This window comes from Pseudomonas sp. CCOS 191 (assembly GCF_001007005.1).
Classification (GTDB): domain Bacteria; phylum Pseudomonadota; class Gammaproteobacteria; order Pseudomonadales; family Pseudomonadaceae; genus Aquipseudomonas; species Aquipseudomonas soli.
On the sequence record NZ_LN847264.1, the window covers coordinates 1831411 to 1857239 of the forward strand.

25 protein-coding genes are annotated in these 25829 nt (G+C 64.8%); 18 read left to right on the forward strand and 7 right to left on the reverse strand.

The genetic code is table 11. The features are described from left to right. Window positions 1-343: 343 nt before the first annotated feature. Both brnQ and CCOS191_RS08255 read left to right on the forward strand, forming a co-directional pair. A complete protein-coding gene (gene brnQ, locus CCOS191_RS08250; protein ID WP_046854768.1) occupies window positions 344-1657 on the forward strand; it encodes a branched-chain amino acid transport system II carrier protein in 1314 nt (437 codons plus the stop codon). A gap of 288 nt (window positions 1658-1945) precedes the next feature. Further along, the gene (locus CCOS191_RS08255) at window positions 1946-2695 is read left to right on the forward strand and encodes a DUF599 domain-containing protein (protein WP_046854769.1); all 750 of its coding nucleotides are present in this window, start codon (window positions 1946-1948) and stop codon (window positions 2693-2695) included. A 66-nt stretch (window positions 2696-2761) separates the two neighbouring features. On the opposite strand, the gene CCOS191_RS08260 is transcribed toward CCOS191_RS08255, so the two are convergent. After that, the gene (locus CCOS191_RS08260) at window positions 2762-3037 is read right to left on the reverse strand and encodes a hypothetical protein (protein WP_046854770.1); all 276 of its coding nucleotides are present in this window, start codon (window positions 3035-3037) and stop codon (window positions 2762-2764) included. Between the two features lie 136 nt (window positions 3038-3173). Between CCOS191_RS08260 and CCOS191_RS08265 the strand changes: the two genes are divergently transcribed. The 4 genes from CCOS191_RS08265 (at window position 3174) to CCOS191_RS08280 (ending at window position 6933) form a co-directional block, all read left to right on the forward strand. After that, window positions 3174-3650, forward strand: a complete 477-nt coding sequence (locus CCOS191_RS08265) for a PaaI family thioesterase (RefSeq protein ID WP_046854771.1) — start codon at window positions 3174-3176, stop codon at window positions 3648-3650. Further along, complete coding sequence (locus tag CCOS191_RS08270) at window positions 3647-4105, forward strand: PaaI family thioesterase (RefSeq protein WP_023629623.1); 459 nt, start codon at window positions 3647-3649, stop codon at window positions 4103-4105. The genes CCOS191_RS08265 and CCOS191_RS08270 overlap by 4 nt, the downstream gene beginning before the upstream one ends. 93 nt (window positions 4106-4198) lie before the next feature. Then, entirely contained in the window at window positions 4199-6106 is a 1908-nt protein-coding gene (htpG, locus tag CCOS191_RS08275; protein ID WP_046854772.1) for a molecular chaperone HtpG, read from the forward strand. Between the two features lie 101 nt (window positions 6107-6207). Next, window positions 6208-6933: a dienelactone hydrolase family protein gene (locus CCOS191_RS08280; protein ID WP_046854773.1), complete on the forward strand. Its 726-nt coding sequence runs from the start codon at window positions 6208-6210 to the stop codon at window positions 6931-6933. Between the two features lie 112 nt (window positions 6934-7045). On the opposite strand, the gene CCOS191_RS08285 is transcribed toward CCOS191_RS08280, so the two are convergent. Beyond that, the gene (locus CCOS191_RS08285) at window positions 7046-7909 is read right to left on the reverse strand and encodes a pirin family protein (protein WP_046854774.1); all 864 of its coding nucleotides are present in this window, start codon (window positions 7907-7909) and stop codon (window positions 7046-7048) included. A 109-nt stretch (window positions 7910-8018) separates the two neighbouring features. On the opposite strand from CCOS191_RS08285, the gene CCOS191_RS08290 reads away from it, so the two are divergent. Together CCOS191_RS08290 and CCOS191_RS08295 are read left to right on the forward strand one after the other, a co-directional pair. Then, window positions 8019-9026 (forward strand): amidohydrolase family protein, encoded by a 1008-nt coding sequence (locus tag CCOS191_RS08290; RefSeq protein WP_046854775.1) that lies wholly within the window; start codon window positions 8019-8021, stop codon window positions 9024-9026. A gap of 114 nt (window positions 9027-9140) precedes the next feature. Then, a complete protein-coding gene (locus CCOS191_RS08295) occupies window positions 9141-10766 on the forward strand; it encodes a methyl-accepting chemotaxis protein (protein WP_046854776.1) in 1626 nt (541 codons plus the stop codon). 71 nt (window positions 10767-10837) lie between these two features. Here CCOS191_RS08295 and fabB read toward each other — a convergent pair whose 3' ends face one another. The 5 genes from fabB to CCOS191_RS08320 all read right to left on the reverse strand — a co-directional run bounded on the left by fabB (window position 10838) and on the right by CCOS191_RS08320 (window position 17751). After that, on the reverse strand, window positions 10838-12055 hold the full coding sequence (fabB, locus tag CCOS191_RS08300; RefSeq protein ID WP_046854777.1) for a beta-ketoacyl-ACP synthase I: 1218 nt from the start codon (window positions 12053-12055) through the stop codon (window positions 10838-10840). 11 nt (window positions 12056-12066) lie between these two features. Then, window positions 12067-12582: a 3-hydroxyacyl-[acyl-carrier-protein] dehydratase FabA gene (gene fabA / locus CCOS191_RS08305; RefSeq protein WP_023631260.1), complete on the reverse strand. Its 516-nt coding sequence runs from the start codon at window positions 12580-12582 to the stop codon at window positions 12067-12069. Between the two features lie 206 nt (window positions 12583-12788). Next, window positions 12789-14717 (reverse strand): ATP-binding protein, encoded by a 1929-nt coding sequence (locus CCOS191_RS08310; protein ID WP_046854778.1) that lies wholly within the window; start codon window positions 14715-14717, stop codon window positions 12789-12791. Further along, the gene (locus CCOS191_RS08315; RefSeq protein WP_046854779.1) at window positions 14714-15604 is read right to left on the reverse strand and encodes an ABC transporter substrate-binding protein; all 891 of its coding nucleotides are present in this window, start codon (window positions 15602-15604) and stop codon (window positions 14714-14716) included. Before CCOS191_RS08315 ends, CCOS191_RS08310 begins: the two co-directional genes overlap by 4 nt. Next, window positions 15604-17751 carry a TonB-dependent receptor plug domain-containing protein gene (locus tag CCOS191_RS08320; protein ID WP_172670880.1) on the reverse strand — a complete coding sequence of 716 codons (2148 nt, stop codon included), beginning with the start codon at window positions 17749-17751 and terminating at the stop codon, window positions 15604-15606. Before CCOS191_RS08320 ends, CCOS191_RS08315 begins: the two co-directional genes overlap by 1 nt. A 146-nt stretch (window positions 17752-17897) precedes the next feature. Here CCOS191_RS08320 and CCOS191_RS08325 point away from each other — a divergent pair, with 146 nt between their 5' ends. From CCOS191_RS08325 to kdpA, 10 genes are all read left to right on the forward strand, one after another. After that, window positions 17898-18923, forward strand: a complete 1026-nt coding sequence (locus CCOS191_RS08325; protein WP_046854780.1) for an NAD(P)H-dependent glycerol-3-phosphate dehydrogenase — start codon at window positions 17898-17900, stop codon at window positions 18921-18923. A gap of 11 nt (window positions 18924-18934) precedes the next feature. Next, window positions 18935-19282, forward strand: a complete 348-nt coding sequence (locus tag CCOS191_RS08330; protein ID WP_046854781.1) for a DUF4389 domain-containing protein — start codon at window positions 18935-18937, stop codon at window positions 19280-19282. Next, window positions 19279-19737 carry a phosphohistidine phosphatase SixA gene (gene sixA, locus CCOS191_RS08335; RefSeq protein WP_046854782.1) on the forward strand — a complete coding sequence of 153 codons (459 nt, stop codon included), beginning with the start codon at window positions 19279-19281 and terminating at the stop codon, window positions 19735-19737. The genes CCOS191_RS08330 and sixA overlap by 4 nt, the downstream gene beginning before the upstream one ends. Before the next feature lie 96 nt (window positions 19738-19833). Next, window positions 19834-20178 (forward strand): hypothetical protein, encoded by a 345-nt coding sequence (locus CCOS191_RS08340; protein WP_046854783.1) that lies wholly within the window; start codon window positions 19834-19836, stop codon window positions 20176-20178. A 97-nt stretch (window positions 20179-20275) separates the two neighbouring features. Next, the gene (locus CCOS191_RS08345) at window positions 20276-21064 is read left to right on the forward strand and encodes an alpha/beta fold hydrolase (protein ID WP_046854784.1); all 789 of its coding nucleotides are present in this window, start codon (window positions 20276-20278) and stop codon (window positions 21062-21064) included. Next, window positions 21061-21915 (forward strand): alpha/beta hydrolase, encoded by an 855-nt coding sequence (locus tag CCOS191_RS08350; protein ID WP_046854785.1) that lies wholly within the window; start codon window positions 21061-21063, stop codon window positions 21913-21915. Before CCOS191_RS08345 ends, CCOS191_RS08350 begins: the two co-directional genes overlap by 4 nt. Before the next feature lie 102 nt (window positions 21916-22017). Further along, window positions 22018-22812, forward strand: coding sequence for a DUF4892 domain-containing protein (locus CCOS191_RS08355; RefSeq protein ID WP_046854786.1), 795 nt, complete (start codon window positions 22018-22020; stop codon window positions 22810-22812). Window positions 22813-22824: 12 nt separating this feature from the next. Continuing rightward, window positions 22825-23877, forward strand: coding sequence for an AI-2E family transporter (locus CCOS191_RS08360; RefSeq protein ID WP_046857716.1), 1053 nt, complete (start codon window positions 22825-22827; stop codon window positions 23875-23877). Window positions 23878-24025: 148 nt separating this feature from the next. Next, window positions 24026-24115, forward strand: coding sequence for a K(+)-transporting ATPase subunit F (gene kdpF / locus CCOS191_RS08365; RefSeq protein WP_011534724.1), 90 nt, complete (start codon window positions 24026-24028; stop codon window positions 24113-24115). A gap of 9 nt (window positions 24116-24124) precedes the next feature. Further along, a complete protein-coding gene (kdpA, locus tag CCOS191_RS08370; protein WP_046854787.1) occupies window positions 24125-25819 on the forward strand; it encodes a potassium-transporting ATPase subunit KdpA in 1695 nt (564 codons plus the stop codon). Window positions 25820-25829 lie beyond the last annotated feature (10 nt).

The following is a 25829-nucleotide window of genomic DNA, read 5'->3' on the forward strand; positions in this document are numbered from 1 at the left end:
GCGGGTGATCGCGGCTAAAGCCGCTCCTACAAAGGATTCAGCGGTATCGGAAGATTCAATCACCGCTATCAGGATTTTCAACCAGACATTCGTTTGAATACGCAATAAATTGTCGCCGAACACGTTCAACAAGACGACAAACACATACGCACATCGGACAAGCAGCACTGTGCCAGTGCGTTTGTCAGGCAAAACAGGTAGGCTACGCGTTCACTCTGTGCCCGTACCCCAAAAGGGAACGACACGCTAAACGGGTCTGGCTCACCAAGCCGGGCAGCATTTCCCTTCATCCTATGGGAAATCCCCTCCGACTCCCGATTTCAGCAGTGTGGTATTTCCTTAAATGAAAGTGTTAAAAGGCCAGGATATCCTGGCGCTTGGCTTTATGACGTTTGCGCTTTTCGTAGGCGCCGGCAACATCATCTTCCCGCCTATCGTCGGCCTGCAGTCTGGTCCGAACGTATGGATGGCCGCACTCGGCTTCCTGGTCACCGCCGTGGGCCTGCCGGTCATCACCGTGATCGCCCTGGCCAAGGTCGGTGGCGGCATGGACGCCCTGAGCAGCCCGATCGGCAAGTTCTTCGGCGGCCTGCTGGCGGCGGTGTGCTACCTCTCGGTCGGCCCGCTGTTCGCCACCCCGCGTACCGCGACCGTGTCGTTCGAAGTAGGCGTGGCGCCGCTGACCGGTGAAAGCCCGCTGGCTCTGCTCATCTACAGCGTGGTGTACTTCGCCGTGGTCCTGGCCGTGTCCATGTACCCGGGCAAGCTGCTCGACACCGTAGGGCGTTTCCTCGCGCCGTTGAAGATCATCGCCCTGGCTGTGCTGGGCATCGCTGCGTTCGCATTGCCGGCCGGCACCATCGGTGAAGCCCAGCCTGCCTACGCCGCCGCTGCGTTCTCCAAAGGTTTCTCCGATGGTTACCTGACCATGGACACGCTGGGGGCACTGGTCTTCGGTATCGTCATCGTCAATGCCATCCGTTCGCGTGGCGTCGAGTCGCCGAAGCTGATCACCCGCTATGCCATCATTGCGGGCCTGATTGCCGGCCTGGGCCTGGTCCTGGTGTATGTCAGCCTGTTCCGCCTCGGCGCGGGCAGCCATGACATCGCAGCCGATGCCACCAACGGTGCGATGGTATTGCATGCCTATGTGCAGCACACCTTCGGTTCGCTGGGCAGTGGTTTCCTGGCGGTACTGATTGCACTGGCCTGCTTGGTCACCGCCGTGGGTCTGACCTGCGCCTGTGCCGAATACTTCAGCCAGATCCTGCCGCTGTCGTACCGTGCCCTGGTGGTGATCCTGGCTGGTTTCTCGCTGGTGATCTCCAACCTGGGCCTGACCAAGCTGATCATGTTCTCGATTCCCGTGCTGACGGCGATCTACCCGCCGTGCATCGTGGTCGTGGGCCTGAGCTTCGTGAAGGACCTGTGGAACTCGCCAACCCGCATCCTGGCGCCGGTCATGCTGGTGTCGCTGGTGTTCGGCGTTGTCGACGCCATCAAGGGCAGCAGCTTCGCCCACGTACTGCCGGACGCCCTGGCGCACCTGCCGTTCAGCAACGAAGGCATGGCCTGGCTGGTGCCATCGGTGGTGACCCTGGCGGTCGCCGTGGTCTGCGACCGCATGCTGGGCAAGCCGCGCGAGGCGCTGGCCTAACGTAACGGATTGAACCCGGTGTTGGTGCCGGCCACAAGCCGAAGGGCGCCAGCCAAGGGTGGCAAACCGAACCCCGCATCTGAACAGGTGCGGGGTTTTTTATTACCGTCTTTCTGTCCTGGCCTCATCGCCGCCAAGCCGGCTCCCACAGAGGGGGCAGTGATCCCTTGTGGGAGCCGGCTTGCCGGCGATGAGGTCAGTGCAGGCAAAAACTGAACGCCAGACACGTGTCTTTTAACGAATCCGGGCGTCGAAAACCGGTCTGTTTCTCTTTAAAGGGATTCCTGCATGACCTTCATCCAAAACAACCTGGGCAACCTCCTGGCCGTCTGCTGGTTCGCCATCTGCTGGGGCGGCTACACCCGCTATGCCACCTGGAAGGGGCGCGACACTGCGTGCCTGGCCAGCGTGTTGCACCTTTACCGCGAGGATTGGATGCGCCGCATGCTGCTGCGCGACAACCGCATTGCCGATGCCAGCGTGATCGGCAACCTGGAGCGCAATGCATCGTTCTTCGCCTCCAGCACCCTGATCATTCTTGCCGGCATCCTCACCGTGCTCGGTGCGTCCGACCGCGCATTGTCGCTGCTGGCCGACCTGCCGCTGGTGCAGCAGGCGTCCCAAGGCATGTCGGAAATCAAGCTGCTGTGCCTGGCGACGGTGTTCGTCTATGCGTTCTTCACTTTCAGCTGGTGCATGCGTCAATACAACTTCGCCGCAGTGTTGGTGGGCTCGGCGCCGATGATAGGCGAACGTCAGGTCAACGAACTCGAACGCAAGGCTTTCGCCTCCCGGGCGGCGCGGGTGCTGTCGCTGGCCGCCAACCAGTTCAACCTGGGGTTGCGCTCGTATTACTTCGGCATGGCCATGTTGAGCTGGTTCATCAGCCCCTGGCTGTTCATGGCCATGAGCGTGGGCGTGGTGTTCATCCTGTATCGCCGTGAGTTCCACTCCCATGTACTGGAAGTGATGGTGTTCACGCACACCGAAAGTGCACCGGTAGAGGCGAGCAGGGACACTTCCGAAAGTGCAGGCTGAAGCCTTTCAGCGTTAAATGACAGGCATAAAAAAACCCGACAGTGTCGGGTTTTTTATGTCACGAGATTACTGCTTGGCAGGCTCGGCAGGTGCAGTGGCCGGCGCTGGAGTGGAAGGCGCGGCTTCCTCGGCGGCCTTCTGCTGCGCTTCGGCCTGATCTTTGGCGGCTTCGGCGTTTTCCTTGGCGGCGTCGTTCATCTTATCCTGAGCTTCGCCCATCTTCTCTTGGGCTTGCTCGGCATGTTGCTGTGCGTCCTGGGCTTTGTCTTCGCTCGCTTTATCGCAAGCAGCCAGGCCCATGGCAGCGGCCAGCATCAGAGCAAAAGCAAAAGGTTTACGCATGGGGTGTTTCTCCTGGGTGGAATAACTTTGTATGTTCCTTCGAGTACGCTGCCGGCGAATAAGTTCAACGCAGGTTACAGATATATAACTGCCCGGCCTATATAGACTTTTTACCCATTTTATGCGGCGGCGGACAATGAACGAGACTCCATTGATGGCGATGGCCGAGCGCTTTCTGTCGGCATTGAAACATTGCCAGGTATTACAGATGCGGGTGCAGCATGCCGACGCCGATGGCATGACCCTGGTGCTGCCCTGGTCGCCGGCCATTGTCGGCAATCCGCAGAATGGCGCGGTGCACGGTGGTGTGCTGACCACGCTGATGGACACCACCTGCGGCATGGCCACCCTCTGCGCGCTGCCCAGCTTCGAGGTATGCCCGACCTTGGACCTGCGCATCGACTACATGCACCCGGCCGAGGCGGGCAAGGATATCTTTGGCCATGCCCAGTGCTACCGGGTGACCCGCGATGTCATCTTCACCCGGGGTACGGCCTACCAGGACGACCCCACGCAACCGATCTGCCAGGTAGTCGGCACCTTCATGCGCCTGGGGCAGGACGTCAAAGGCGGCATCCGCTTCGGTAACAGCCTCAAGGAGCGCCGCACGTGATCCCCAGCGATATCCGCCAGCAGCTGAACCAGGCCCACGCCCGGGGTGATTACCAGCCCTTGCTGGCGTTGATCCCCTATGCCGGATTGATCGGTATCGAATGCGAGCGCCAGGGCGAAGACCTGCTGTTCCGTCTACCGGCCAATCCGGACAATATCGGCAACCCGTTGCTGCCGGCGATCCATGGCGGCGTGATCGCCGGGTTCATGGAGCTGTCCGCGGCGCTCTACCTGCTGATCTACAGCGAAAGCGCGAGCATTCCGAAGATCATCGATTTTTCCATCGATTACCTGCGTGCCGGCCTTTATCGCGATACCTACGCCCAGTGCCAGCTGTGGCGCCAGGGGCGGCGGGTGACCAACGTCGCCATTACCGCCTGGCAGGGCGATCGCGACACCCCGATCGCTACGGCGCGCGCGCATTTCAAGATTGAACCCGAAAAGCCCTTGAAATAGTCAGGGCTGCCCCCATCTGCTGGACATCCGCCATCAAAAACGGCCCGCTGGCCGCCAGGCGTCACCAACCAACAGATTGGAGTTTTGAAGACCATGAGTGTGGAGACTCAAAAAGAAACCCTGGGCTTTCAGACCGAGGTAAAGCAACTGCTGCACCTCATGATCCATTCCCTGTATTCGAACAAGGAGATCTTCCTGCGCGAGCTGATCTCCAACGCCTCCGACGCCGCCGACAAGCTGCGCTTCGAGGCCCTGGCCAAGCCTGAGCTGCTCGAAGGCGACGCCGACCTGAAGATCCGCGTCAGCTTCGACAAGGCCGCCAACACCGTGACCCTCGAGGACAACGGCATCGGCATGAGCCGCGAAGACGTGATCGCGCACCTGGGTACCATCGCCAAGTCCGGCACCGCCGACTTCATGAAGAACCTCACCGGCGACCAGAAGAAGGACTCGCACCTGATCGGTCAGTTCGGCGTGGGCTTCTACTCCGCGTTCATTGTTGCCGACAAGGTCGACGTGTTCAGCCGTCGCGCCGGCCTGCCGGCCGCCGAGGGCGTGCACTGGTCGTCGAAAGGCGAGGGCGAGTTCGAAGTCGCCACCGTCGACAAGCCGCAGCGTGGTACCCGCATCGTCCTGCACCTGAAGAAGGGCGAGGATGAATTCGCTGATGGCTGGCGCCTGCGCAACGTGGTCAAGAAGTACTCCGACCACATCGCCCTGCCGATCGAGCTGCCCAAGGAGCAGGCCGAGGCCGCCGAAGGCGAGGAAAAGCCGGAGCAGGAATGGGAAACCGTCAACCGCGCCAGCGCCCTGTGGACCCGTTCGCGCACCGAGGTGAAGGACGAGGAGTACCAGGAGTTCTACAAGCACATCGGCCATGACTTCGAGAACCCGCTGGCCTGGAGCCACAACAAGGTCGAAGGCAAGCTCGAGTACAACTCGCTGCTGTACGTGCCGGCCCGCGCGCCGTTCGACCTGTACCAGCGCGAAGCGCCACGCGGCCTGAAACTGTACGTGCAGCGCGTGTTCATCATGGACCAGGCAGAGTCGTTCCTGCCGCTGTACCTGCGCTTCATCAAGGGCGTGGTCGACTCCAACGACCTGTCGCTGAACGTTTCCCGCGAGATCCTGCAGAAAGACCCGATCATCGACTCGATGAAGACCGCGCTGACCAAGCGCGTGCTGGACATGCTGGAGAAACTGGCGAAGAACGAACCCGAGCAGTACAAGGGCTTCTGGAAAAACTTCGGCCAGGTGCTGAAAGAAGGCCCGGCCGAAGACTTTGCCAACAAGGAGAAGATCGCCAGCCTGCTGCGCTTCGCCTCCACCCATGACGACAGCGGCGAGCAGAGCGTCGCCCTGGCCGACTACCTGGCCCGCGCCAAGGAAGGCCAGGACAAGATCTACTTCCTGACCGGCGAATCCTACGCCCAGGTCAAGAACAGCCCGCACCTGGAAGTCTTCCGCAAGAAAGGCATCGAAGTGCTGCTGCTGACCGACCGCATCGACGAGTGGCTGATGAGCTACCTCAACGAGTTCGACGGCAAGGCCTTCGTCGACGTCGCCCGCGGCGACCTGGACCTGGGCAAGCTGGACTCCGAAGAGGACAAGAAGGCCCAGGAAGAAGTCGCCAAGGACAAGGAAGGCCTGGTCGAGCGTCTCAAGGGCGCGCTGGGTGACAGCGTTGCCGAGGTGCGTGTCTCGCACCGCCTGACCGACTCGCCGGCGATCCTCGCCATCGGCGAACAGGACCTGGGCCTGCAGATGCGCCAGATCCTCGAGGCCAGCGGGCAGAAGGTGCCGGAGTCCAAGCCGATCTTCGAGTTCAACCCGAGCCACCCGCTGATCGAGAAGCTCGATGGCGAGCAGAGCGAAGACCGCTTCGCCGAGCTTTCGCACATCCTGTTCGACCAGGCGGCCCTGGCGGCCGGTGACAGCTTGAAGGATCCGGCGGCCTACGTACGCCGTCTCAACAAGCTGCTGGTCGAGCTGTCGGCTTGACCTGAGGCAAGAAAAGCCCGCTTCGGCGGGCTTTTTCATGTCTGCCGTTGCCACGAATACATCTATCCTGTCCTGACCCGTGAACGCCCAAGGAGAGCTGAATGAGCAAGGTCATCGTCGAGTCGTTGGTTTATCACCTGTCAGGCAAGGCTTACGAAAGCCGCCTGGTCTACGCCCCGGGCGCGCTGCCGCAGCCGGGCCTGGTGATGGCGCCGAACTGGATGGGTATCGGCGAGGGCGCCGAACGTATCGCCAAGGAAGTGGCCGAGCAAGGCTATGTAGTGCTGATTGCCGACTTGTATGGCCAGTCGGTGCGGCCGTCCAATGCTGACGAAGCCGGTACGGCGATGATGCCGCTGAAGAACGACCGCGCCGAACTGCGCAAGCGCATGCACGAAGCGCTGGCGCAATTGCTGGGGCAGTCCAAGGCGCTGCTCGAGCCAGGAAAGGTCGCGACGTTCGGTTTCTGCTTCGGCGGCTGCTGTGCCCTGGAACTTGCCCGCACCGGCGCCGATCTGAGGGCGGCGGTGTCGTTCCACGGCACGCTGGATACCCCGAACCCCGAGGATGCCAAGCGCATCAAGGGTTCGGTGCTGGTGCTGCATGGTGCCTCCGATCCACTGGTGCCAAGGGAGCAGCTGCCAGCCTTCGAAGAAGAGATGAATGCTGCCAAGGTTGACTGGCAGTTGCTCAGCTATGGCGGGGCAGTGCACTCGTTCACTGATCCGAACGCCAATGTGCCGGGCAAGATGCAGTATGACCGGCGCACCTCGGAGCGGGCATTCCGCTCGATGCATAACTTGCTGAAGGAAGTGTTTGCAGGCTGAAGGCTCAGGGGCCTGCTGCGCAGGCCCATCGCCGGCAAGCCGGCTCCCACAGAAGCAATGCAAATCCCTGTGGGAGCCGGCTTGCCGGCGATGGGTCGCGAAGCGGCCCCCGTTAACGCGGCAATTCGATCCGTTCGCTTTCTCCCGGCACCACTGGCCAATCCCCGGCCGCCCAGCGCGCCCGGGCTTGTTCTATCAATCCCGGATCACTGGCCACGAAGTTCCAGTTCATCCGCCGCGGCCCATCCAGCGGCGCGCCGCCGATCAGCACCAGCTGGCACGTTTGCTCGGCATACAACACCACCTCTTCGCCCTCGGGCAGCACGATCAGGCTGCATGGCTCGACTTCGTTGTCATCCAGCATCAACTCGCCTTCGAGCAGATACAGCGCGCGCTGCACGTGTTCCGTCGGCACGATCAGGGTGGTGGCCGCCTGCATGTGCACATGGGCGTAGAGCGTGGGGGAGAGCACCGGTACCGGTGAGGCCAGGCAGAAACCTGTGCCGGCGATCATGCGGATCCGCACGCCGAGGCTGTCACTGGCCGGCAGGCTGGCCGCCGGATGATGGCTGTAGCTTGCCGGGCCCTGCTCATCGAACTTCGGCGAGGCCAGCCAGACCTGCAGCCCGTGCAGCCGCGAGCCGCGCTCGAACACCTCGGCCGGCGTGCGCTCGACATGCGCCACGCCCGCTCCGGCGGTCATCCAGCTGACGTCCCCCGGGCGCACGCGTTGGTCCGAGCCGAGGCTGTCCTTGTGCTGGATTTCACCCTCGAACAGGTAGGTGAGGGTGGACAGGCCAATATGCGGGTGCTGGCGAATGTCCATGCCATGACCCGGCGCGTAGTCGGTTTCAAGCATATGGTCGAAGAACACGAAAGGGCCTACGCTGCGGCACTGCGCCGAGGGCAGCGGGCGCAGGATCGGCTGGCCCTCGACCGATTCGGCGCGTGGGCGGATGACCAGGGGGCTGCTCATGGCGACACTCCTTGAGGGATGCCTGCAAGCATAGCGTTTTGCCGTCCGTGGCTGAACCGTCGCGAGCGCTGCCCGGTCTACTCTTGCGGTACCGGCAAAGGAGCCTGAGATGATCGCCCGCACATTGGCCTGCCTGCTGTTGAGCGCAAGTCTGTTCGACACTGCGCAAGCCCGCGACTACCGCTACAGCGACGCGCATCTGCACTACGTGGATTTCTTCCAGGAAACCGAAGGCATGCCGGCCTTGCTCAAGGCCATGGACGAGGCCGGGGTGGAGCAGTCGATGATCTCCGGCATCCCGGTGGCGAAGAAATGGCACGAGGACGAACCCAAGCGCCCGCGCTACTACGCCGGCGACGATGCCGATGCCTACTGGTACAGCGCCACCGACCTGTACGTCGCTGCCGCGCTGGAAAAGCTGCCCGCCGAGCAGCGCAGGCGCTTCCACCCGTTTCTTACCGGTTTCAACCCGGTGGACAAGAATGCCGTCAGCCATATCGAGCGCATGCTCGAGCTCTATCCGGGGCTGTGGCAGGGTATCGGCGAGGTGTTTACCCGCCATGACGACCTCACCGCCCTGACCAGTGGCGACACGCCGCGGGCCAACAACGAAGCCATGACCCGCATCTACCACCTGGCTGCCGAACGCGACCTGCCGGTGCTGCTGCATTCGAACATCACCTCCAAGCGCGAGCGCAACCCGCTGTACCTGGCGGAAATCGAAGAGCCGTTGCGTAACCACCCGCATACCCGCTTCATCTGGGCCCATGCCGGCAGCAGCATGGAGATTCACCGGCACCAGGAACGCATGGACTTTCTCCTGCCGGTGCTCACCCGATTGCTCGAGGACTATCCAAACCTGTACGTGGACTTGTCCTGGAGCGTGCTCGAGCCCTACCTGCTGGATGAGCAGGGCGTGCCACGCAAGGCCTGGGTCGACCTGGTCGTGCGCTTTCCCGAGCGCTTCATGCTCGGGTCCGATGTGGTGGGGCGCTTCGGCAGCATCGGCGAGCAGATGCACGCGTTCAATCCATTCCTCGATGCCTTGCCCGAAGCGGTGGCAGAGCGGGTGAGCCGGAGGAATTTTGTCGAACTGCTGCCAAAAAGCGCGAAATAGCGAGTTTCATGCACGGATAGCGTTTTGATATCGCCTTTTCGTCTTACGCAATTTCCAGATGGCCCGATACCTTTTTTAAGCAACGGAATGTCACGCTTGGGAGGGATCCTGGAAATGAGCCTGAGACGCTTGAACATCGCGCCGCGCGCCGGCCTTGGCTTCGGCATCATGGCGCTGCTGGTAGTGGCGCTGGGCGGCTTCGCGCTGCAGCAGATGACCAACATGCGCCAGCAGTCCGAGCAGGTCGACAACAACTGGCTGCCGAGCGTGATCTCGGTAGGCCGCATGACCCAGGACATGCTGCGCATCCGCGCCCTGACGCTGCGCCTGCTGGTCAACACCGACCCGGTCGCCCAGCAACAGAACCGTGCCCGCATCGACGAGGTCAAGGGTGGCCTGAGCAAGGCTCAGAGTCACTACGATGCCTTGATCGTGCTTCCTGAGGAGCGGACGCTGTTCGACCGCTACCAGGGCCTTGAGCGTCAATACATGGCCCTGCAGGGGCAGGTGGTGCAACAGGCCACCGATGGGCATGTCCAGGCAGCGGCGGCGCTGGTCAACGGCGAGATGAACCAGTTGGCCGACCAGATGACGGCGACCCTCAACGAGCTGATCGAACTGAACAATCATCAGGCCAACTCAGCCACCGACCTGGCCGAGGCCGTGTACAACGGCGCGAAGGTATGGGTCGGCGTGTTGCTGGTGATCGCCCTGAGCCTCACCGTGGTGCTCGCCCTGGCCTTGACCCGCAGCATCGTGCGGCCGCTCGGCCAGTCGCTGAAGGTCGCCGAGACAGTCGCCACCGGCGACCTGACCCCGCAGATCACCGTGCAAGGTGATGACGAGCCGGCGCGCCTGCTGGCGGCGCTCAAGAGCATGCAACTGAGTTTGCGCGAGACCATCGGGCGGATCTCCGACTCGGCCAGCCAGCTGGCTTCGGCCTCCGAGGAGCTGAGCGCGGTCACCGAAGACGCCACCCGTGGGCTGCAGCAGCAGAGCATGGAAATCGAGCAGGCCGCCACGGCGGTCAATCAGATGACGGCGGCGGTGGAGGAGGTGGCGAGCAATGCGGTGGCCACCTCCGAGGCCTCCCGCGAGTCCGACCAGATCGCTCGGCGCGGGCGCGAACAGGTGCGAGCCACGGTTACCGCCATCGAGGCGTTGGCCACTGGCGTGGCAGGCAATGCCGAGGAGGTCGGGCAATTGGCCCAGCAGGTACACGACATCAGCAAGGTGCTGGATGTGATCGGCTCGATCGCCGAGCAGACCAATCTGCTGGCGCTCAACGCGGCCATCGAGGCGGCGCGGGCCGGCGAGGCCGGGCGCGGGTTCGCCGTGGTCGCCGACGAGGTGCGGGCGCTTGCCCACCGTACGCAGAGTTCGACCCAGGAGATCGAGCAGATGATCGTGGCCATCCGCAGCGGTGCCGAGCGAGCCGTGCAGGGCATGCAGCATAGCGATGCCCAGGCCCGTTCGACCCTCGACGGTGCCCATGCCGCGGGCCAGGCGCTGGAGGCGATCGCCGCGGCCATCGGCCAGATCAACGAACGCAACCTGGTGATCGCCAGTGCCTCGGAGCAGCAGGCCCAGGTGGCGCGGGAGGTGGACCGTAACCTGACCACCATCCGCGACCTGGCGCATCAGTCGTCGGCGGGGGCCGAGGAGACGTCTGCAGCGAGCCAGGCCCTGTCGCGGCTGGCGGTGGACCTCAATACCCTGGTGCAGCGCTTCTCGGTGTAAGCCCCCTCGCGGGGCACAAACAAAAACGCCCGGACCAAGGTCCGGGCGTTCTCGTTCAGCGTGTCAGCCGATCACTTGCCTTCCCAGCGCTTGAGCACCAGGGTGGCGTTGGTGCCGCCGAAGCCGAAGCTGTTGCTCATCACGGTGGTGAGCTTGGCGTCTTCGGTCTTGCGTACGATCGGCAGGTCCGCGACTTCCGGATCCAGCTCGTCGATGTTGGCCGAGCCGGCGATGAAGTTGTTTTCCATCATCAGCAGGCAGTAGATCGCCTCGTGCACGCCTGCGGCGCCCAGCGAGTGACCCGACAGGCTCTTGGTCGAGCTGATCTTCGGTGCCTTGTCGCCGAACACTTCACGCACGCCCTTCATCTCGGCGACGTCGCCGACCGGGGTGGAGGTGCCGTGGGTGTTCAGGTAGTCGATTGGGGTGTCGACGGTGGACAGCGCCTGCTGCATGCAGCGGATTGCGCCTTCGCCGCTCGGGGCGACCATGTCGTAGCCATCGGAGGTCGCGCCGTAGCCGACGATCTCGGCGTAGATCTTGGCGCCACGGGCCAGGGCGTGCTCGAGTTCTTCGACCACGACCATGCCGCCGCCGCCGGCGATGACGAAGCCGTCACGGTCGGCATCGTAGGCGCGCGAGGCCAGCTCGGGGGTTTCGTTGCGCTTGGTCGACAGGGCGCCCATGGCATCGAACAGGAACGACTGGCTCCAGTGCTCTTCTTCACCGCCGCCGGCGAAGACGATGTCCTGCTTGCCCCACTGGATCTGCTCCATGGCGGTGCCGATGCAGTGTGCGGAGGTGGCGCAGGCCGACGAGATCGAGTAGTTGATGCCCTTGATCTTGAACGGGGTGGCCAGGCACGCCGACACGGTGCTGCCCATGGTGCGGGTGACGCGGTAGGGGCCGACGCGCTTGACGCCTTTCTCGCGAAGGGTGTCCAGGGCTTCCATCTGGTTCAGGGTGGAAGCGCCGCCGGAGCCGGCAACCAGGCCGGTGCGCGGGCTGGAGATCTGCTCTTCGCTCAGGCCGGAATCCTTGATCGCGTCCTGCATCGCCAGGTAGGCGTAGGCCGCGGCATGGCCGACGAAGCGGTAGACCTTGCGGTCGATCAGCTCTTCGAGGTTCAGGTCGATGGAACCGGAAACCTGGCTACGCAGCCCCATTTCCTTGTATTCCGGGTTGTAACGGATACCCGGACGGCTGTTGCGCAGGTTTTCGGTGACGGTCTCTTTGTCATTGCCCAGGCACGAAACAATGCCCAGACCAGTGATAACGACGCGGCGCATGCGAATAACCCTTAGAAATTGTCAGTGGAGGTGAACACGCCGACCCGCAGGCCTTCGGCGGTGTAGATCTCGCGCCCGTCGACGCTGACCGAGCCATCGGCGATGGCCATGTTCAGCTTGCCCTTGAGGACGCGCTTGATGTGAATGTTGTAGGTGACTTTCTTGGCGGTGGGTAGTACCTGGCCGAAGAATTTCACTTCGCCCGAACCCAGCGCACGGCCACGGCCCGGCAGGCCCTGCCAGCCGAGGAAGAAGCCGACCAGCTGCCACATGGCATCGAGGCCCAGGCAGCCTGGCATCACCGGGTCGCCTTCGAAGTGGCAGGCGAAGAACCACAGGTCTGGATTGATATCCAGCTCGGCGACCAATTCACCTTTGCCGAACTTGCCGCCTTCCTCGCTGATGTGGGTGATGCGATCGACCATCAGCATGTTCGGGGCGGGCAGTTGCGCATTACCGGGGCCGAACAGCTCACCGCGACTGCAGCGCAGCAGGTCTTCCCGAGTAAAGGCGTTTTGTTTGGTCATGCGAGCTCCTCAATAACCCCCTGTGGCAGGGGACGAATCTTCCCGGCCGGCCCGAAGCGCTTTGCATCCGAGGCGGCAGCCTACAGGTAGACTATTGCGTTGTGGTGAAAGTCACAGCGCACCTGGCAAAAGAAGTACAGGTGTGCACTGAAATGTTATTTTCCGGCCCTGAGGCGGTCCTGTCCAGTCCTTAAGACTGCCGCACTTTAGCATTTATCGCCAGTCGCAACTGTCTGACCGGGCAACCAGCGGCGCAGGATGCGCTGCAGGTCGGTACGTTTGAACGGCTTGCTCAGGTAATCGTTCATCCCGGCGGCCAGACAGCGTTCGCGGTCGCCCTGCAACGCGCTGGCGGTCAGGGCGATGATCGGCAATCCTTCGGCCTGCGGCAGCAGGCGGATGCGGCGGGTCGCCTCGTAACCGTCCACCTGGGGCAGGCGGCAATCCATCAGCACCGCGGCGAACCGTTGCTGGCCGACCAGTTCGATTGCCTGGGCGCCATCCATGGCCAGGCTGACCTCGAAGCCAAGGCTGCGCAGCATGGCCTCGATGACGCTCTGGTTGACCGGGTTGTCCTCCACCAGCAGGATCCGCCCGCCGCCTTCAGTCGCTGCCTGGTCCTGTGTTGCGACACCGGGCAGGGCGCTGGGTGTGCTGGCCAGTGCCAGCGGCATTTCCAGGGTGAAGGTCGAACCCAGCCCTTCACGGCTCTCGCCGCGCAACTGGCCACCCATGCGTTCGGCCAGGGTACGGGCGATCGACAGGCCCAGGCCGGTGCCGCCGTAGCGGCGGGAGATGGTGTTGTCGGCCTGCTGGAAGGCCACGAACATCATTTCCAGGCGGTTGCTGTCGATGCCGATGCCGGTGTCGCGCACGGTGCAGGTCAGCCAGATCAGCTGGCGGTCGAGCACTTGCCAGCGCGCCTCGATCGCCACTTCGCCACGCTCGGTGAATTTCAGCGCATTGCCCACCAGGTTGAGCAGGATCTGGCGGATCCGCGTCGGGTCGCCCACCACCTGCAGTTGGTGCATGCCGGGGGGCAGTTGCAGGCGCAGGTCGAGGTTGCGCTGCTGGGCGGTGTGCTGGAACGACTGCACGCTACTGGTGATCAGGTCGCCGAGGTTGAAATCGATGTGCTCAAGCTCGAGGGTGGTGCGCTCGATCCGCGAGAAATCGAGGATATCGTTGATCACCTTGAGCAGATGCCCGGTGGATTCGCTGGCCACTGCGGTGTATTCGGCCTGCTCGCCCGTCAGTTCGGTGGTTTCGAGCAACTGCAGCATGCCCAGCACACCGTTCATGGGCGTGCGCAGCTCGTGGCTCATCATTGCCAGGAAGTCGGATTTTGCGCGGTTGGCCTGCTCGGCCTCTTCGCGGGCCTGGATCAGCTGGCCCATGGCCTGTTGTTGTTCATGGGCGGCCTGGTCGAGGGCGCTGGCCAAGTTGTTGATGTGCCGGGCCAGATGGCCCAGCTCGCTGTCGTCGACCACCGGCAAGGGTGCGTTGAAGTCGCCCTGCTGGATGGCGCGGACAGCATGGCCCATCTCGCTGATCGGCCTGGACAGGCTGGTGGCCAGGCGGCGGGCCAGCAGGAAGGTGAACAGCAGGGCGAACAGCGCGAGGATCGCAGCCTTGATCACGATCTCCTGCTGGCGCTGGCTGAAGGCATCGTCGGACATGCCGACGATCACTCGCCCGAGGTAGTCGTCGCCGATGTTCGGCGGCGGGGGCTTGCCCTGCAGGAAGTCGTTGTCCAGGCGGATCTGCTGCAAACGGATCGGCGCCTGGAACACCTCGACCCGCTGGGCGCGACTGAGGCTTTCATCGGGCTGCTCGACGTACACCAGGATATGGTTGCGGCTGTCCTGCACCTCGAGAAAACGCACATGGGGAATGCTCAAGGTGGCGCGCATCAGGCTCTCGAGCACCTCGTTGTTGCCCGAAATCACCCCGTACTCGGAGGCCGGCGCCAGCTGGTTGGCGATCAGCTGCCCGGTGTGGTTGAGCTCCTGGCGCAAGTCCTGGATGCGTACGAAGGTAAAGAAGCTGATCAGCAGCAGGGTCAGCAACAGGGCGGGGCCCAGGCTGATGATCTGGGTGCGGGTGTGGATGTCCCAGCTCAGGCGCTTGCTCATGGGGTGGGGGCTCCTTCGGCAAGGGCCAGGGCGGCGGCGTCCGGGTCGATCGCTTCCAGGCCCAGGGCGCGGGCCACCTGCTGGTTGCCGCTGACACCAAAGTGCGTGGGGTAGAGGCTGCGCGGCCAGCGCGCCGGTGGCAGGTCGAGCAACTGCTCGAGCACCGCCAGCCAATCGTCCTGGTCGCTGTAGGTGCTGGCCAGGGCGCCGGCGCGGACGAAACCGACGTTCGGGCCGATCAGCGCCATCTGCCGGCCATAGCTGCTGAGCAGCACGTTCTTGGCCGACTTGGAGTTGTACAGCTCGGGGTCGTCCAGCCCCAGCAGCACATCACTGTTGTTCAGCAACTGCTGCAAGGGGCGGCTGTCGCGCACATCGGGCCAGTCCTGGGCGACGATCTCCAGGCCCAGCGGGCGGGCGACCTGGCGCAGCTCGTCGAGCAGGAAGCGGCTGTGTTCGCCATACAGCACGCCGATGCGCCGCGCCTGCGGTAGCAGGTAGCGGGTCAGGCGCAGTTGCCGGGCCAGGGGCGGGTCGCTCCACAGCAAGGTGAGGTAGGCGGGGCGCGACACGCCCAGGCGTTGCTCGGCCTGGACCCGGCTGATGCGCAGCGCCAGTGCCGATGGCCCGGTTGCCTCCGTCAGGCGCCATTCCAGGGCCGGGATGTCGAGCAGCACCAGGCGGGTGTCGGCCTTGAGCTTGCCCGGACCAGGCAACTGCTCGACGGTCTGGAACCGCACCTGGTCGTGGGGCCTGCGCTTTTCCAGGGCTGTGACGAAGCTGCGGATGCCGGGCTGGTCTTCGCCGCCGACCAGCAGGATCTCGCTGGCCGACAGCGATCCCAGGGGCCACAGGCACAACAGCAGCAGGCGCAGCAGGCGCACCATCAGAACTCCAGCTCCGCGCTGACGCTCAGGCGGTGGCGGCTGTCATAGCGGTTCTGCTCGAGGGTGACCGGTTCGTCATCCAGGCGCTGCTGCCACAGCGCGGCCAGTTCCAGGTTGCTGCCGTGGATCTTGAAGCGCTTGGCCACGCGCAGGTCGACCCGCTCGTAGCGGTACTGGTTGAGGGCATCGTCGCCGTAATAGAAGAGGGCGCTGGACCAGCCCTCGCCCCAATCGCGCAGCCAGCCGGCCGAGCCGCTGTTGCGGGCGCTCAGGCGGCGATCGGCCGGGTTGCTTGCCCAGGCGTCGACATAGGCATAGGTCAGGCGCAGGCGGTCGCGCTGGGTGGCGCGCCAGTCGAACTGCGCCTCGCTGCCGCTGAAACGGGCCTTGTTGGCGTTGCTGGCGATGAACTGGTTGTTCTTCAAAGGCTCGCTGATCATGCCGGTGATTTCGTCGTAGAACAGTTTCACGTCGACGTTCAGGTCGATGTCGCTGAAGGCGCCGTTGTAGCCGAGTTCTCGCGAACGCATGCGTTCCTGGTCGAGGTTGCCGGGGCCGCGGGTCTTGACGAAATACTCGCCGTTCTGCAGCCCGTATAGGTTGGGCGAGAGGTTCTTGACCGTGTAGCTCCAGTTGACGTTGTTCTCGAACATGTCCGGCGAGCGAATGGCCTCGGAATACACCGCGCGCAAGCCATGGCGAGGGGTGATCAGGTAGTTCACCGCCACACGCGGGGTCAGCGAGTTGCCCGACAGCTGCGAGTGTTCGTACATGGCGCCGCCCTGGAGGATCCAGTGCTCGTCGGCGCGCCATTCGAGCTGGCCGAACAGGCGCCAGGTCTGGTCGTCGATGCTGCCGTTGAAGTAGGTCTGCGAGTCGGCGCGGTCGTAGCGGTAGTTCATGCCGCTGACCAGGCGCAGGCTGTCGGTGAGGCTCAGGGTGTCCTGGATTTCCAGGTCATAGCGGGTTTCGCGGGTGCTCTGGTCGACGTCGCCGCAGATCGTGTTGCTGCCACCGCTGGCCCACTGGCCCTGCACCTGGCCCATCAGCGAGCCGAGCACGGGATCGCTGGTGCTGGGCAGGTTGCCGGTGTACAGGTTGCGGGCGACCTTCTCGGCGAAGTTCGGGTCGAGCTGCCACAGGCGTGTCAGCTCGGGGCTGAAGGCAATTGCCGCATCGCAGGCGCGCCACACCTGCTGGCGGTCGAAGTGCTGCGCCGAGCCCTGCACATACAGGCTGTGCTCGGGGTTGATATCGAGGTTCCAGCGCACGGAGCCGGCGTAATCCTTGGCGTTGACGTCGGCGTTGTCGCCAGCCCGGTAGTTGCCGAACACCGGCTGGTAGGTGTAGGGGCGCTGGTTGCTGCCTTCCTTGGCCGCCAGTTGCCATTCCAGGGTCTGGTCAGGCGCCAGGGTATGCACGGCATTGATGTTGATGCGGTTGGCGCGGCGGCTGTCGCGGTAGTCGCGGCCGAACTGGTCCTGGTCGAAGCCGTCGTCTTGCTGGCCGGAGAGCGACAGGCGCAGGTCGCCGCTGTCCCAGCCGAAGCCTTGGCTTGCGTAGTAGTCGTTGATGCCGTCCTGGCCGCGGGTCAGCTTGACCCGCGAGCCATGGCTGTCGGCCGGGTTGCGGGTGAGGATGTTGACCACCGCCATCAGCGCGTTGGCGCCGTAGCTGACGGTGTTCGGGCCGCGGAACACCTCGATGCGCTCGATATCCTCGATGGCCACGGGGATGTCGCTCCAGTCCACCGTGGCCAGCCCCGCGCGGTACACCGAGCGGCCATCGATCAGCACCTGCATGCGTCGGGCATCGCTGACGTTGCTGCCGTGGTAGTTGACCGTCGGCTGGTTGCCGGCGCCGTAGCCGATCATCATGCCCGGCACCAGGCGCAGCAGCTCGGGGATGTCGCGGGCACCGCTGGCACGGATCAGCTCGTTGTCGAGCACGGTCATGCTGCCCGGGACCGCCGCCGGGGATTGTTTCAGGCGCGTGGCGGTCAGAACCTGCGGCAAGTCCTGGTTGTCGATGAACAGGTCATCGGCCACGGCCGGGCCGCCCAGCAGGGCAGTCAGCAACAGCAGGCGGGGGTACGGGGGCGTGCCAGGGAACACGAAACGGCCTTGTTTCAGAAATGAATCAGGCATGTTAACCGACCGTGCGGCTTTTGCCAGTGACCGCGACACCATGACAGGCCCGCCCTGCCAATGGGTGGGTACTGCCACTGGCTCTGGCGCATGCGCGCCGTATAATGCGCACGTCGCCACTTACTTTATTGGTTAACGGATTGGATATGACTGAACAGCAACCTGTTGCAGTTCTTGGAGGCGGCAGCTTCGGCACCGCCGTGGCGAACCTTTTGGCACAGAACGGCCATCCGGTACGGCAGTGGATGCGCGACCCGGCGCAAGCCGAGGCAATGCGCATCGACCGCGAGAATCCGCGTTACCTCAAGGGCATCCACCTGCATGACGGCGTCGAACCGGTCAACGACCTGCTCGCCACCCTGCAGGGCAGCGCGTTGATCTTCGTCGCCTTGCCCTCCAGCGCCTTGCGCAGCGTGCTGGCACCCCACGCCGAGCTGCTGCGCGGCAAGGGCCTGGTCAGCCTGACCAAGGGCATCGAGGCGAACACCTTCAAGCTGATGAGCCAGATCCTCGAAGAGATCGCCCCCCTGGCACGCATCGGCGTGCTGTCAGGCCCCAACCTGGCCCGCGAGATTGCCGAGCATGCGTTGACCGCCACCGTGGTCGCCAGCGAGGACGAAGCGCTGTGCCAGCAGGTGCAGGCCGTGCTGCATGGCCGCACGTTCCGTGTCTACGCCAGCAGCGATCGCTTCGGCGTCGAGCTGGGCGGCGCGCTGAAGAACGTCTACGCCATCATCGCCGGCATGGCCGTGGCCCTGGGGATGGGCGAGAACACCAAGAGCATGCTGATTACCCGGGCCCTGGCCGAGATGACTCGCTTTGCCGTGAGCCAGGGCGCCAACCCCATGACCTTCCTCGGGCTGGCCGGGGTCGGTGACCTGATCGTCACCTGCTCCTCGCCGAAGAGCCGCAACTACCAGGTCGGCCATGCGCTGGGCCAGGGCCTGAGCCTCGAGCAGGCGGTCAGCCGACTGGGTGAAGTTGCAGAAGGTGTCAACACTCTCAAGGTGCTCAAGGCCAAGGCCCAGGAAGTGGGTGTGTACATGCCGCTGGTGGCGGGCCTGCACGCGATCCTGTTCGAGGGCCGCACGCTCAACCAGGTGATTGAGCACCTGATGCGCGCCGAGCCGAAGACCGATGTCGATTTCATTTCCACCAGCGGTTTCAACTGAGGGAGAAACGTATGAACGATACCCCGGAGCGCGCCCAGCGCGAGTCGATCATCCTGCGCGTGCTGTGGATGCTGGTGTTCCTGGTGGCCTGGCAACTGGCCGAGCTGCTGCTTGGCGGCCTGGTGCTGGTGCAACTGATCTACCGCCTGATCTACGGCGCGCCCAGCGCCAGCCTGATGAACTTCGGCGACAGCCTGAGCCAGTACCTGGCACAGATCGGCCGTTTCGGCACCTTCCACAGCGACCAGAAACCCTGGCCGTTCGCCGACTGGCCGACCCCGCGCCCCCCGGAAGGCGAGGCGCCCCACGCCGTGGCCCCGGCGCCACACCCGGTGCGTGATGAGGAGCCCAAGCTGTGAAGCTCTGGGTGTTGCGCCACGGCGAGGCCGAGCCACGGGCCAACAGCGACGCCGAGCGGCGCCTGACCGCCCACGGTCGCGAGCAGGTGTTGCGCAGCGCCGCGCACCTGCTGGGCCAGCCGTTGCAGGCAATCATTGCCAGCCCCTACGTGCGCGCCCAGCAGACCGCCGCCCTGGTGCACGGCGCCCTCGGTTTTGCCGAGCCGGTGCGTACCGTGCCCTGGCTGACGCCAGAGAGTGACGTGCAGCAGGCTATCGGCGAGATCGAGCGCCTGGGGCTCGAGCATGTCCTGCTGGTCAGCCACCAACCTCTGGTGGGCAACCTGGTTGGTCTGCTCGAGCACGGTCATGCCCAGCAACCGGCGCCGTTGAGCACGGCCAGCCTGGCCGAGCTGGAGGGCGACTGGCCGCTGGCCGGCCTGATGACCCTGCGCAGCCTCAACCACCCTGGCTGATACCTGGCAACTGGCATTTATGCCAGTTGCCGTTCGGGTCGTGCGGGCCTTAGCGTGGCGGCGTGCATGATCACAACGCCGCGCAAGGAATCATGGATGAGCAGGCAACGCCTGGAGCTGGTGCGCTCCGTCAATCCCCAGAGCGTGATCGACAAGCTGGACAGCCCCGCTGCGCTGGACTTTGCCGAGTACTGCCTGTTGCGCGACTGTGCCGACGCCAAGCTCGACCAGCTGCTGCGCCGCTTCGAAGGCCAGTACGAGTTCGAGCAACTGCGCCAGGCCGGCATCCGCATGGCGCACCTGCTGCAATCCAGCTGTCTGGCGCTGCGCCGGCTGGCGGATACTCAGCAGGACCGCCAGCTGGCCCGCGAAGCCCTCGAATGGCAACTGGCCTATATGCGTGCCTGCCTGCACCGTTCGATGGCCAGTTTCGACCCGTGATGACCTGATCGTCACTGGCGATGACCGTTCAGGACGTTGCCGCCAGCCGATCCCTTGCCGACAATGGGCCATCCATCCCCGTGCAGAGCAGGCGGCCATGTCGCAGCAGATCTTCTTCGCCCACGCCAATGGCTTCCCTTCGGCCACCTACGGCAAGCTGTTCGCCGCGCTGGCGCCGGACTACCAGGTGCACCACCTGGAACAGCACGCCCATGATCCGCGCTTTCCGGTCAACGACAACTGGCAGAACCTGGTGGACGAACTGCTGCATCACCTGGAACGGCAGGACGCACCGGTCTGGGGTGTCGGCCACTCCCTCGGCGGCGTGTTGCACCTGCATGCGGCGCTGCGCCGGCCGGAGTTCTACCGTGGGGTGGTTATGCTCGATTCGCCGGTGCTGACCCGCGCCGACGAATGGCTGATCCAGGCCGCCAAGCGCCTGGGTTTCATCGACCGCATCACCCCGGCCGGGCGCACACTGGGTAGGCGCGAGGCCTTCGCCGACCGCGACAGCGCCCGCCGCTACTTCGCCGGCAAGACCTTGTTCCGCCACTTCGATCCGGAGTGCCTGGAAGCCTACCTGGAACATGGCCTGGAGCAGGGCGAGGACGGTCTGCGCCTGCGCTTCGACCCGGCCACCGAGATCAGCATCTACCGCAGCATTCCGCATGTCAGCCCGGCCAGGCCGCGTCAGTTGCAGGTGCCGCTGGCGATGGTGCGCGGCGCCCAGAGCCGAGTGATCCGCAAACACCACGCCCTGGCCGTGCGCGGCATGGCCAAGGGCGAGTACCACAGCCTGCCGGGTGGGCACATGTTCCCGCTGGAGCGGCCCACCGACACCGCCAGCCTGATCAAGGGCCTGTTCGACCGCTGGAGCCGGGCATGAGCGCCCAGGTCGAGGAAATCCGCCTGACGCTGGGCCATATCGAGCTGGCCGCGCACCTGTTCGGTCCGGCCGACGGCCTGCCGGTGATCGCCCTGCATGGCTGGCTGGACAACGCCAACAGCTTCGCCCGCCTGGCGCCGCAGCTGAAGGGGCTGCGCATCGTCGCCCTGGACCTGGCCGGGCATGGCTACTCCGAGCATCGCCCGGTCGGTGCCGGCTATGCCCTGGCCGACTACGCCCATGACGTGCTGCGGGTTGCCGAACAACTGGGCTGGGAGCGCTTCGGCCTGCTCGGCCATTCGCTCGGCGCGATCATCTCGGTGCAACTGGCCGGCGCCTTGCCCGAGCGGGTCAGCCACCTGGCGCTGATCGACGGTGTGATCCCACCGACGCTCAGCGAACAGGACGCTGCCGAGCGCCTGGGGCTGGCCTTGCAGGCGCAGCTGCGCCTGGAGGGCAAGCGCAAGTCGGTATACCCGACCCTGGAGGAGGGCGTCGAGGCCCGCATGAAGGGCATGGTCGCGGTCAGCCGCGAAGCCGCCGAGTTGCTGGCCCAGCGCGGCCTGATGCCGGTGCCGGGCGGCTACAGCTGGCGCAGCGACAGTCGCCTCACCTTGCCTTCGCCAACCCGGCTGAACCAGGACCAGGCCATGGCCTTCGTCAAGCGCATCGCCTGCCCGGCGTGCCTGGTGGTTGCCGCCGACGGCATGCTGGCGCGCCACACGGAACTGCTGGAGCAGCTACCCTTCGAGCAGGTGACCTTGCCGGGCGGGCACCATCTGCACCTGAACGACGCCGACGGCGCGGCCCTTGTCGCAGACTGTTTCAATCGCTTCTTTGGCATTCCTTGACTTGCACCGGACAAGTGTCGAGGCTTGGCGGGTTGAAAGGGAGACAACCATGTACATGCCAGACATCCACGCACCTTGCCCCGCCACCTGCGAGGGCGGTCGATGAGCGCACCTGTTTTCGTTCGCGGCGCCATCGCCGCGTGCCTCGCCATCGCCAGCCCGCTGCTCTGGGCTGGCAGCCTGCCGGTACCCGCAGACGCCAAGGTGGTCGACCAACGCCCGGCAGTGGAGCAGGAACGCGTCTACCCCATGGGCCCGCTGCGCAAGATCAGCGGCCGGCTGCGGGTCGAGGACAAGGTCGAGAGCCGTGGCCAGGTCAGTTCCGTGACCTACGAATTGCCGGTCGAGCGCAGCGCCCGCGAAGCCTTCACCAGCGCCCGCGAGACGTTGCAGCAGGACGGTGGCTACCCGTTGTTCTGGTGCCAGGGCCGCGACTGCGGCGAGGCCAGCCTGTGGGCCAACGATGTGTTCGCCAATGCCCGCCTCAATGGCGGTGACGAGCAACAGGCATTCATCCTGTTGCGCCGCTCCGCCGAAGAAGCCGACACCCTGGTGGCGCTGTACAGCGTGACCCGCGGCAACCGCCGCGCCTACCTGCATGTCGAGGAGTTCGTCGCCGGCAGTCCGTTGGGCGAGCTGCTGCCCACCGCCGCCACGGTGCTGCGCGAGCTGCGCGACACCGGCAAGCTCGACTACCCTGACTTGGCCGAGCCCCAGGCCGCCTGGGCGACGCTGCTGGCCCGCAGCCTGAACCTCGACAGCACCCTGCGCACCAGCCTCAGTGGCAAGGGCGCCGAAGCCTGGCGCGAGCAACTGGTCAAGGCCGGCGTGCGCAGTGCCCGGCTCGAGGTGGGCGACGCCCCGACCGAAGGCCTGCACCTGGAACTGATCCGTTGAGTGAGCGCCACCATGGCCAACAATGACCGCCTGTTGATCCAGATCCTGCTGCTGACCCTGCTGGGCGCCGCGCTGTGGGTGATGGCGCCGTTCATCTCGGCGCTGCTGTGGGGCGCCATCCTGGCCTTTGCCAGCTGGCCGCTGATGCGCTTGCTGACCCGCGTGCTGGGTGGCCGCGAAACCCTCGCCGCGAGCCTGCTGACCACGGTGTGGATCCTGCTGGTGGCCATGCCGCTGGTGTGGCTGGGCTTCAACCTTGCCGACCATGTGCGTGATGCCACCGCGTTCATTCGTGATGTGCAGGTCGATGGCCTGCCGGACGCGCCCGCCTGGGTGGCAGGGATCCCGTTCGTGGGCGAGCGCCTGGTTGGCTGGTGGGAGTCCTTCGACCAGCAGGGCGCGGCCTTGCTCGCCTCGGCCAAGCCGTACCTGGGGCAGGTCGGCAACTGGTTGCTGGCCCGCAGCGCGCAGATCGGCGGCGGGGTGCTGGAGCTGACCCTGAGCCTGGTATTCGTGTTCTTCTTCTACCGCGACGGGCCACGCCTGGCGGCGTTCGTGCACCGCCTGCTGCAACGGCTGGTGGGCGAACGCGCCGAGTACTACGTCGACCTGGTCGCCGGCACCGTGCAGCGGGTGGTCAACGGCGTGATCGGCACTGCTGCCGCCCAGGCGCTGTTGGCACTGATCGGTTTCCTGATCGCTGGCGTGCCGGGGGCCATCGTGCTGGGCCTGGTGACCTTCATGCTCAGCCTGATCCCCATGGGCCCGCCGCTGGCGTGGATACCGGCCACCGCCTGGCTGGTGTGGAAGGGCGACTACGGCATGGCGGTGTTCCTGGGCGTCTGGGGCACCTTCATCATCAGTGGCGTGGACAACGTGCTCAAGCCGTACCTGATCAGTCGCGGCGGTAACCTGCCGCTGGTCATCGTGCTGCTCGGGGTGTTCGGCGGCCTGATCGCGTTCGGCTTCATCGGGCTGTTCATCGGGCCGACCTTGCTGGCGGTGGGGTACAGCCTGCTGCTGGACTGGAGCCGCAATACCGCACAGCACACGCCGCAGCGCTGATCTCCATCGCGGGCTTGCCCCGCGATATATCAGCGATCTTTACGCTTTCTTTATGTCCTGACCCCACCCCCCATCTCGCCCCTTTACGCCCCTCCCCCGGACAATTTCCCCAAAGCGGCCTTCACGCCGCAACTAGGGGAGATTGCACATGTACATGCTCGACGGGCTGTCACTGCTTCTGGCGGTGGCGTTGGCGGTTTACCTGCTGGTGGCGCTGCTGCGCGCCGATCGCGGCTAAGGGGCGACCATGCACAGTTACGATTACCTGCTGCTGCTGGCGTTCTTCGCCATCGTGCTGTTGCCGGCGCCCTGGCTCGGACGCTTCTACTACAAGGTGATGGAAGGCCAGCGTACCTGGCTGTCTCCCGTCCTCGGCCCGGTGGAGCGGGGCTGCTACCGCCTGGCCGGGGTGAACGCCGAACAGGAGCAGGGCTGGAAGCAGTACACCCTGGCGCTGCTGGCGTTCAACCTCGCGGGCTTCCTGCTGTTGTTCGCCGTGCTGCTGCTGCAAGGCTCGCTGCCACTGAACCCGCAGCACCTGCCGGGCCAGGAGTGGTCGCTGGCGTTCAACACTGCGGTCAGCTTCATGACCAACACCAACTGGCAGGCCTACAGTGGTGAGGCCTCGGTCAGCTACCTGACGCAAATGATCGGCCTGACCGTGCAGAACTTCGTCAGTGCCGCCACCGGCCTGGCCGTGCTGGTCGCCCTGTGCCGGGGTATCGCCCGTCGCTCGGCCAATACTCTGGGCAACTTCTGGGTCGACCTGACCCGCGCCACCCTCTACGGCCTGCTGCCGCTGTGCCTGGTGCTGGCGCTGCTGCTGGTCTGGCAAGGCGTGCCGCAGACCTTTGCCGACTACGTCCACGCCCTGACCCTGCAAGGCACCGACCAGACCATCCCGCTGGGCCCGGCCGCCAGCCAGATCGCCATCAAGCAGTTGGGCACCAACGGCGGTGGCTTCTTCGGCGTCAACTCGGCGCACCCGTTCGAGAACCCCACGGCCTGGAGCAACCTGTTCGAAGTGGCCTCGATCATCCTGATCCCGGTGGCCCTGGTATTCACCTTTGGTCACTACGTGAAGGACCTGCGCCAGAGCCGCGCGATCATCGCCTGCATGCTGGCGCTGTTCCTGATCGGCGGCAGCACCGCGCTGTGGTCGGAGCACCAGCCCAACCCGGCCCTGGAAAGCGCCCAGGTGCAGCAGAGCGCCCCGCTGGAAGGCAAGGAAAGCCGCTTCGGCACCACCGGTTCGGTGCTGTGGACGGTGACCACCACCTCGGCCTCCAACGGTTCGGTCAACGCCATGCACGACAGCCTCAACCCGCTGACCGGCATGGTGGCGATGGTCAACATGATGCTTGGCGAGGTGATCTTCGGCGGCGTCGGCGCCGGCCTCTACGGCATGCTGCTGTTCGTGTTGATCGCCGTGTTCCTGGCCGGCCTGATGATCGGCCGCACCCCGGAATACCTGGGCAAGAAGCTCCAGGCCCGTGAAGTACAACTGCTGGTGGCGACCCTGCTGGTGATGCCGGTGGGCGTGCTGGTGCTCGGCGCCATCGCCGCCAGCCTGCCAGGGCCTGCTGGCGCGGTGACCAACCCCGGCGCCCACGGCTTCAGCCAACTGCTGTACGCCTACACCTCCGGTACCGCCAACAATGGCTCGGCCTTCGCCGGCTTCGGCGCCAACACCCCGTTCCACAACGTGATGATCGGCCTGGCCATGCTGATCGGCCGCTTCGGCTACATCCTGCCAGTGCTGGCCCTGGCCGGCAGCCTGGCGGCCAAGAAGAGCGCACCGCAAGGCCTGAACAGCTTCCCCACCCACGGCCCGCTGTTCACCACGCTGCTGCTGGTGACCATCCTGCTGGTCGGTGGCCTGACCTTCCTGCCGACCCTGGCCCTGGGGCCGATCGCCGAACACCTGAGCCTGGGTTTCTGAGGAACACACC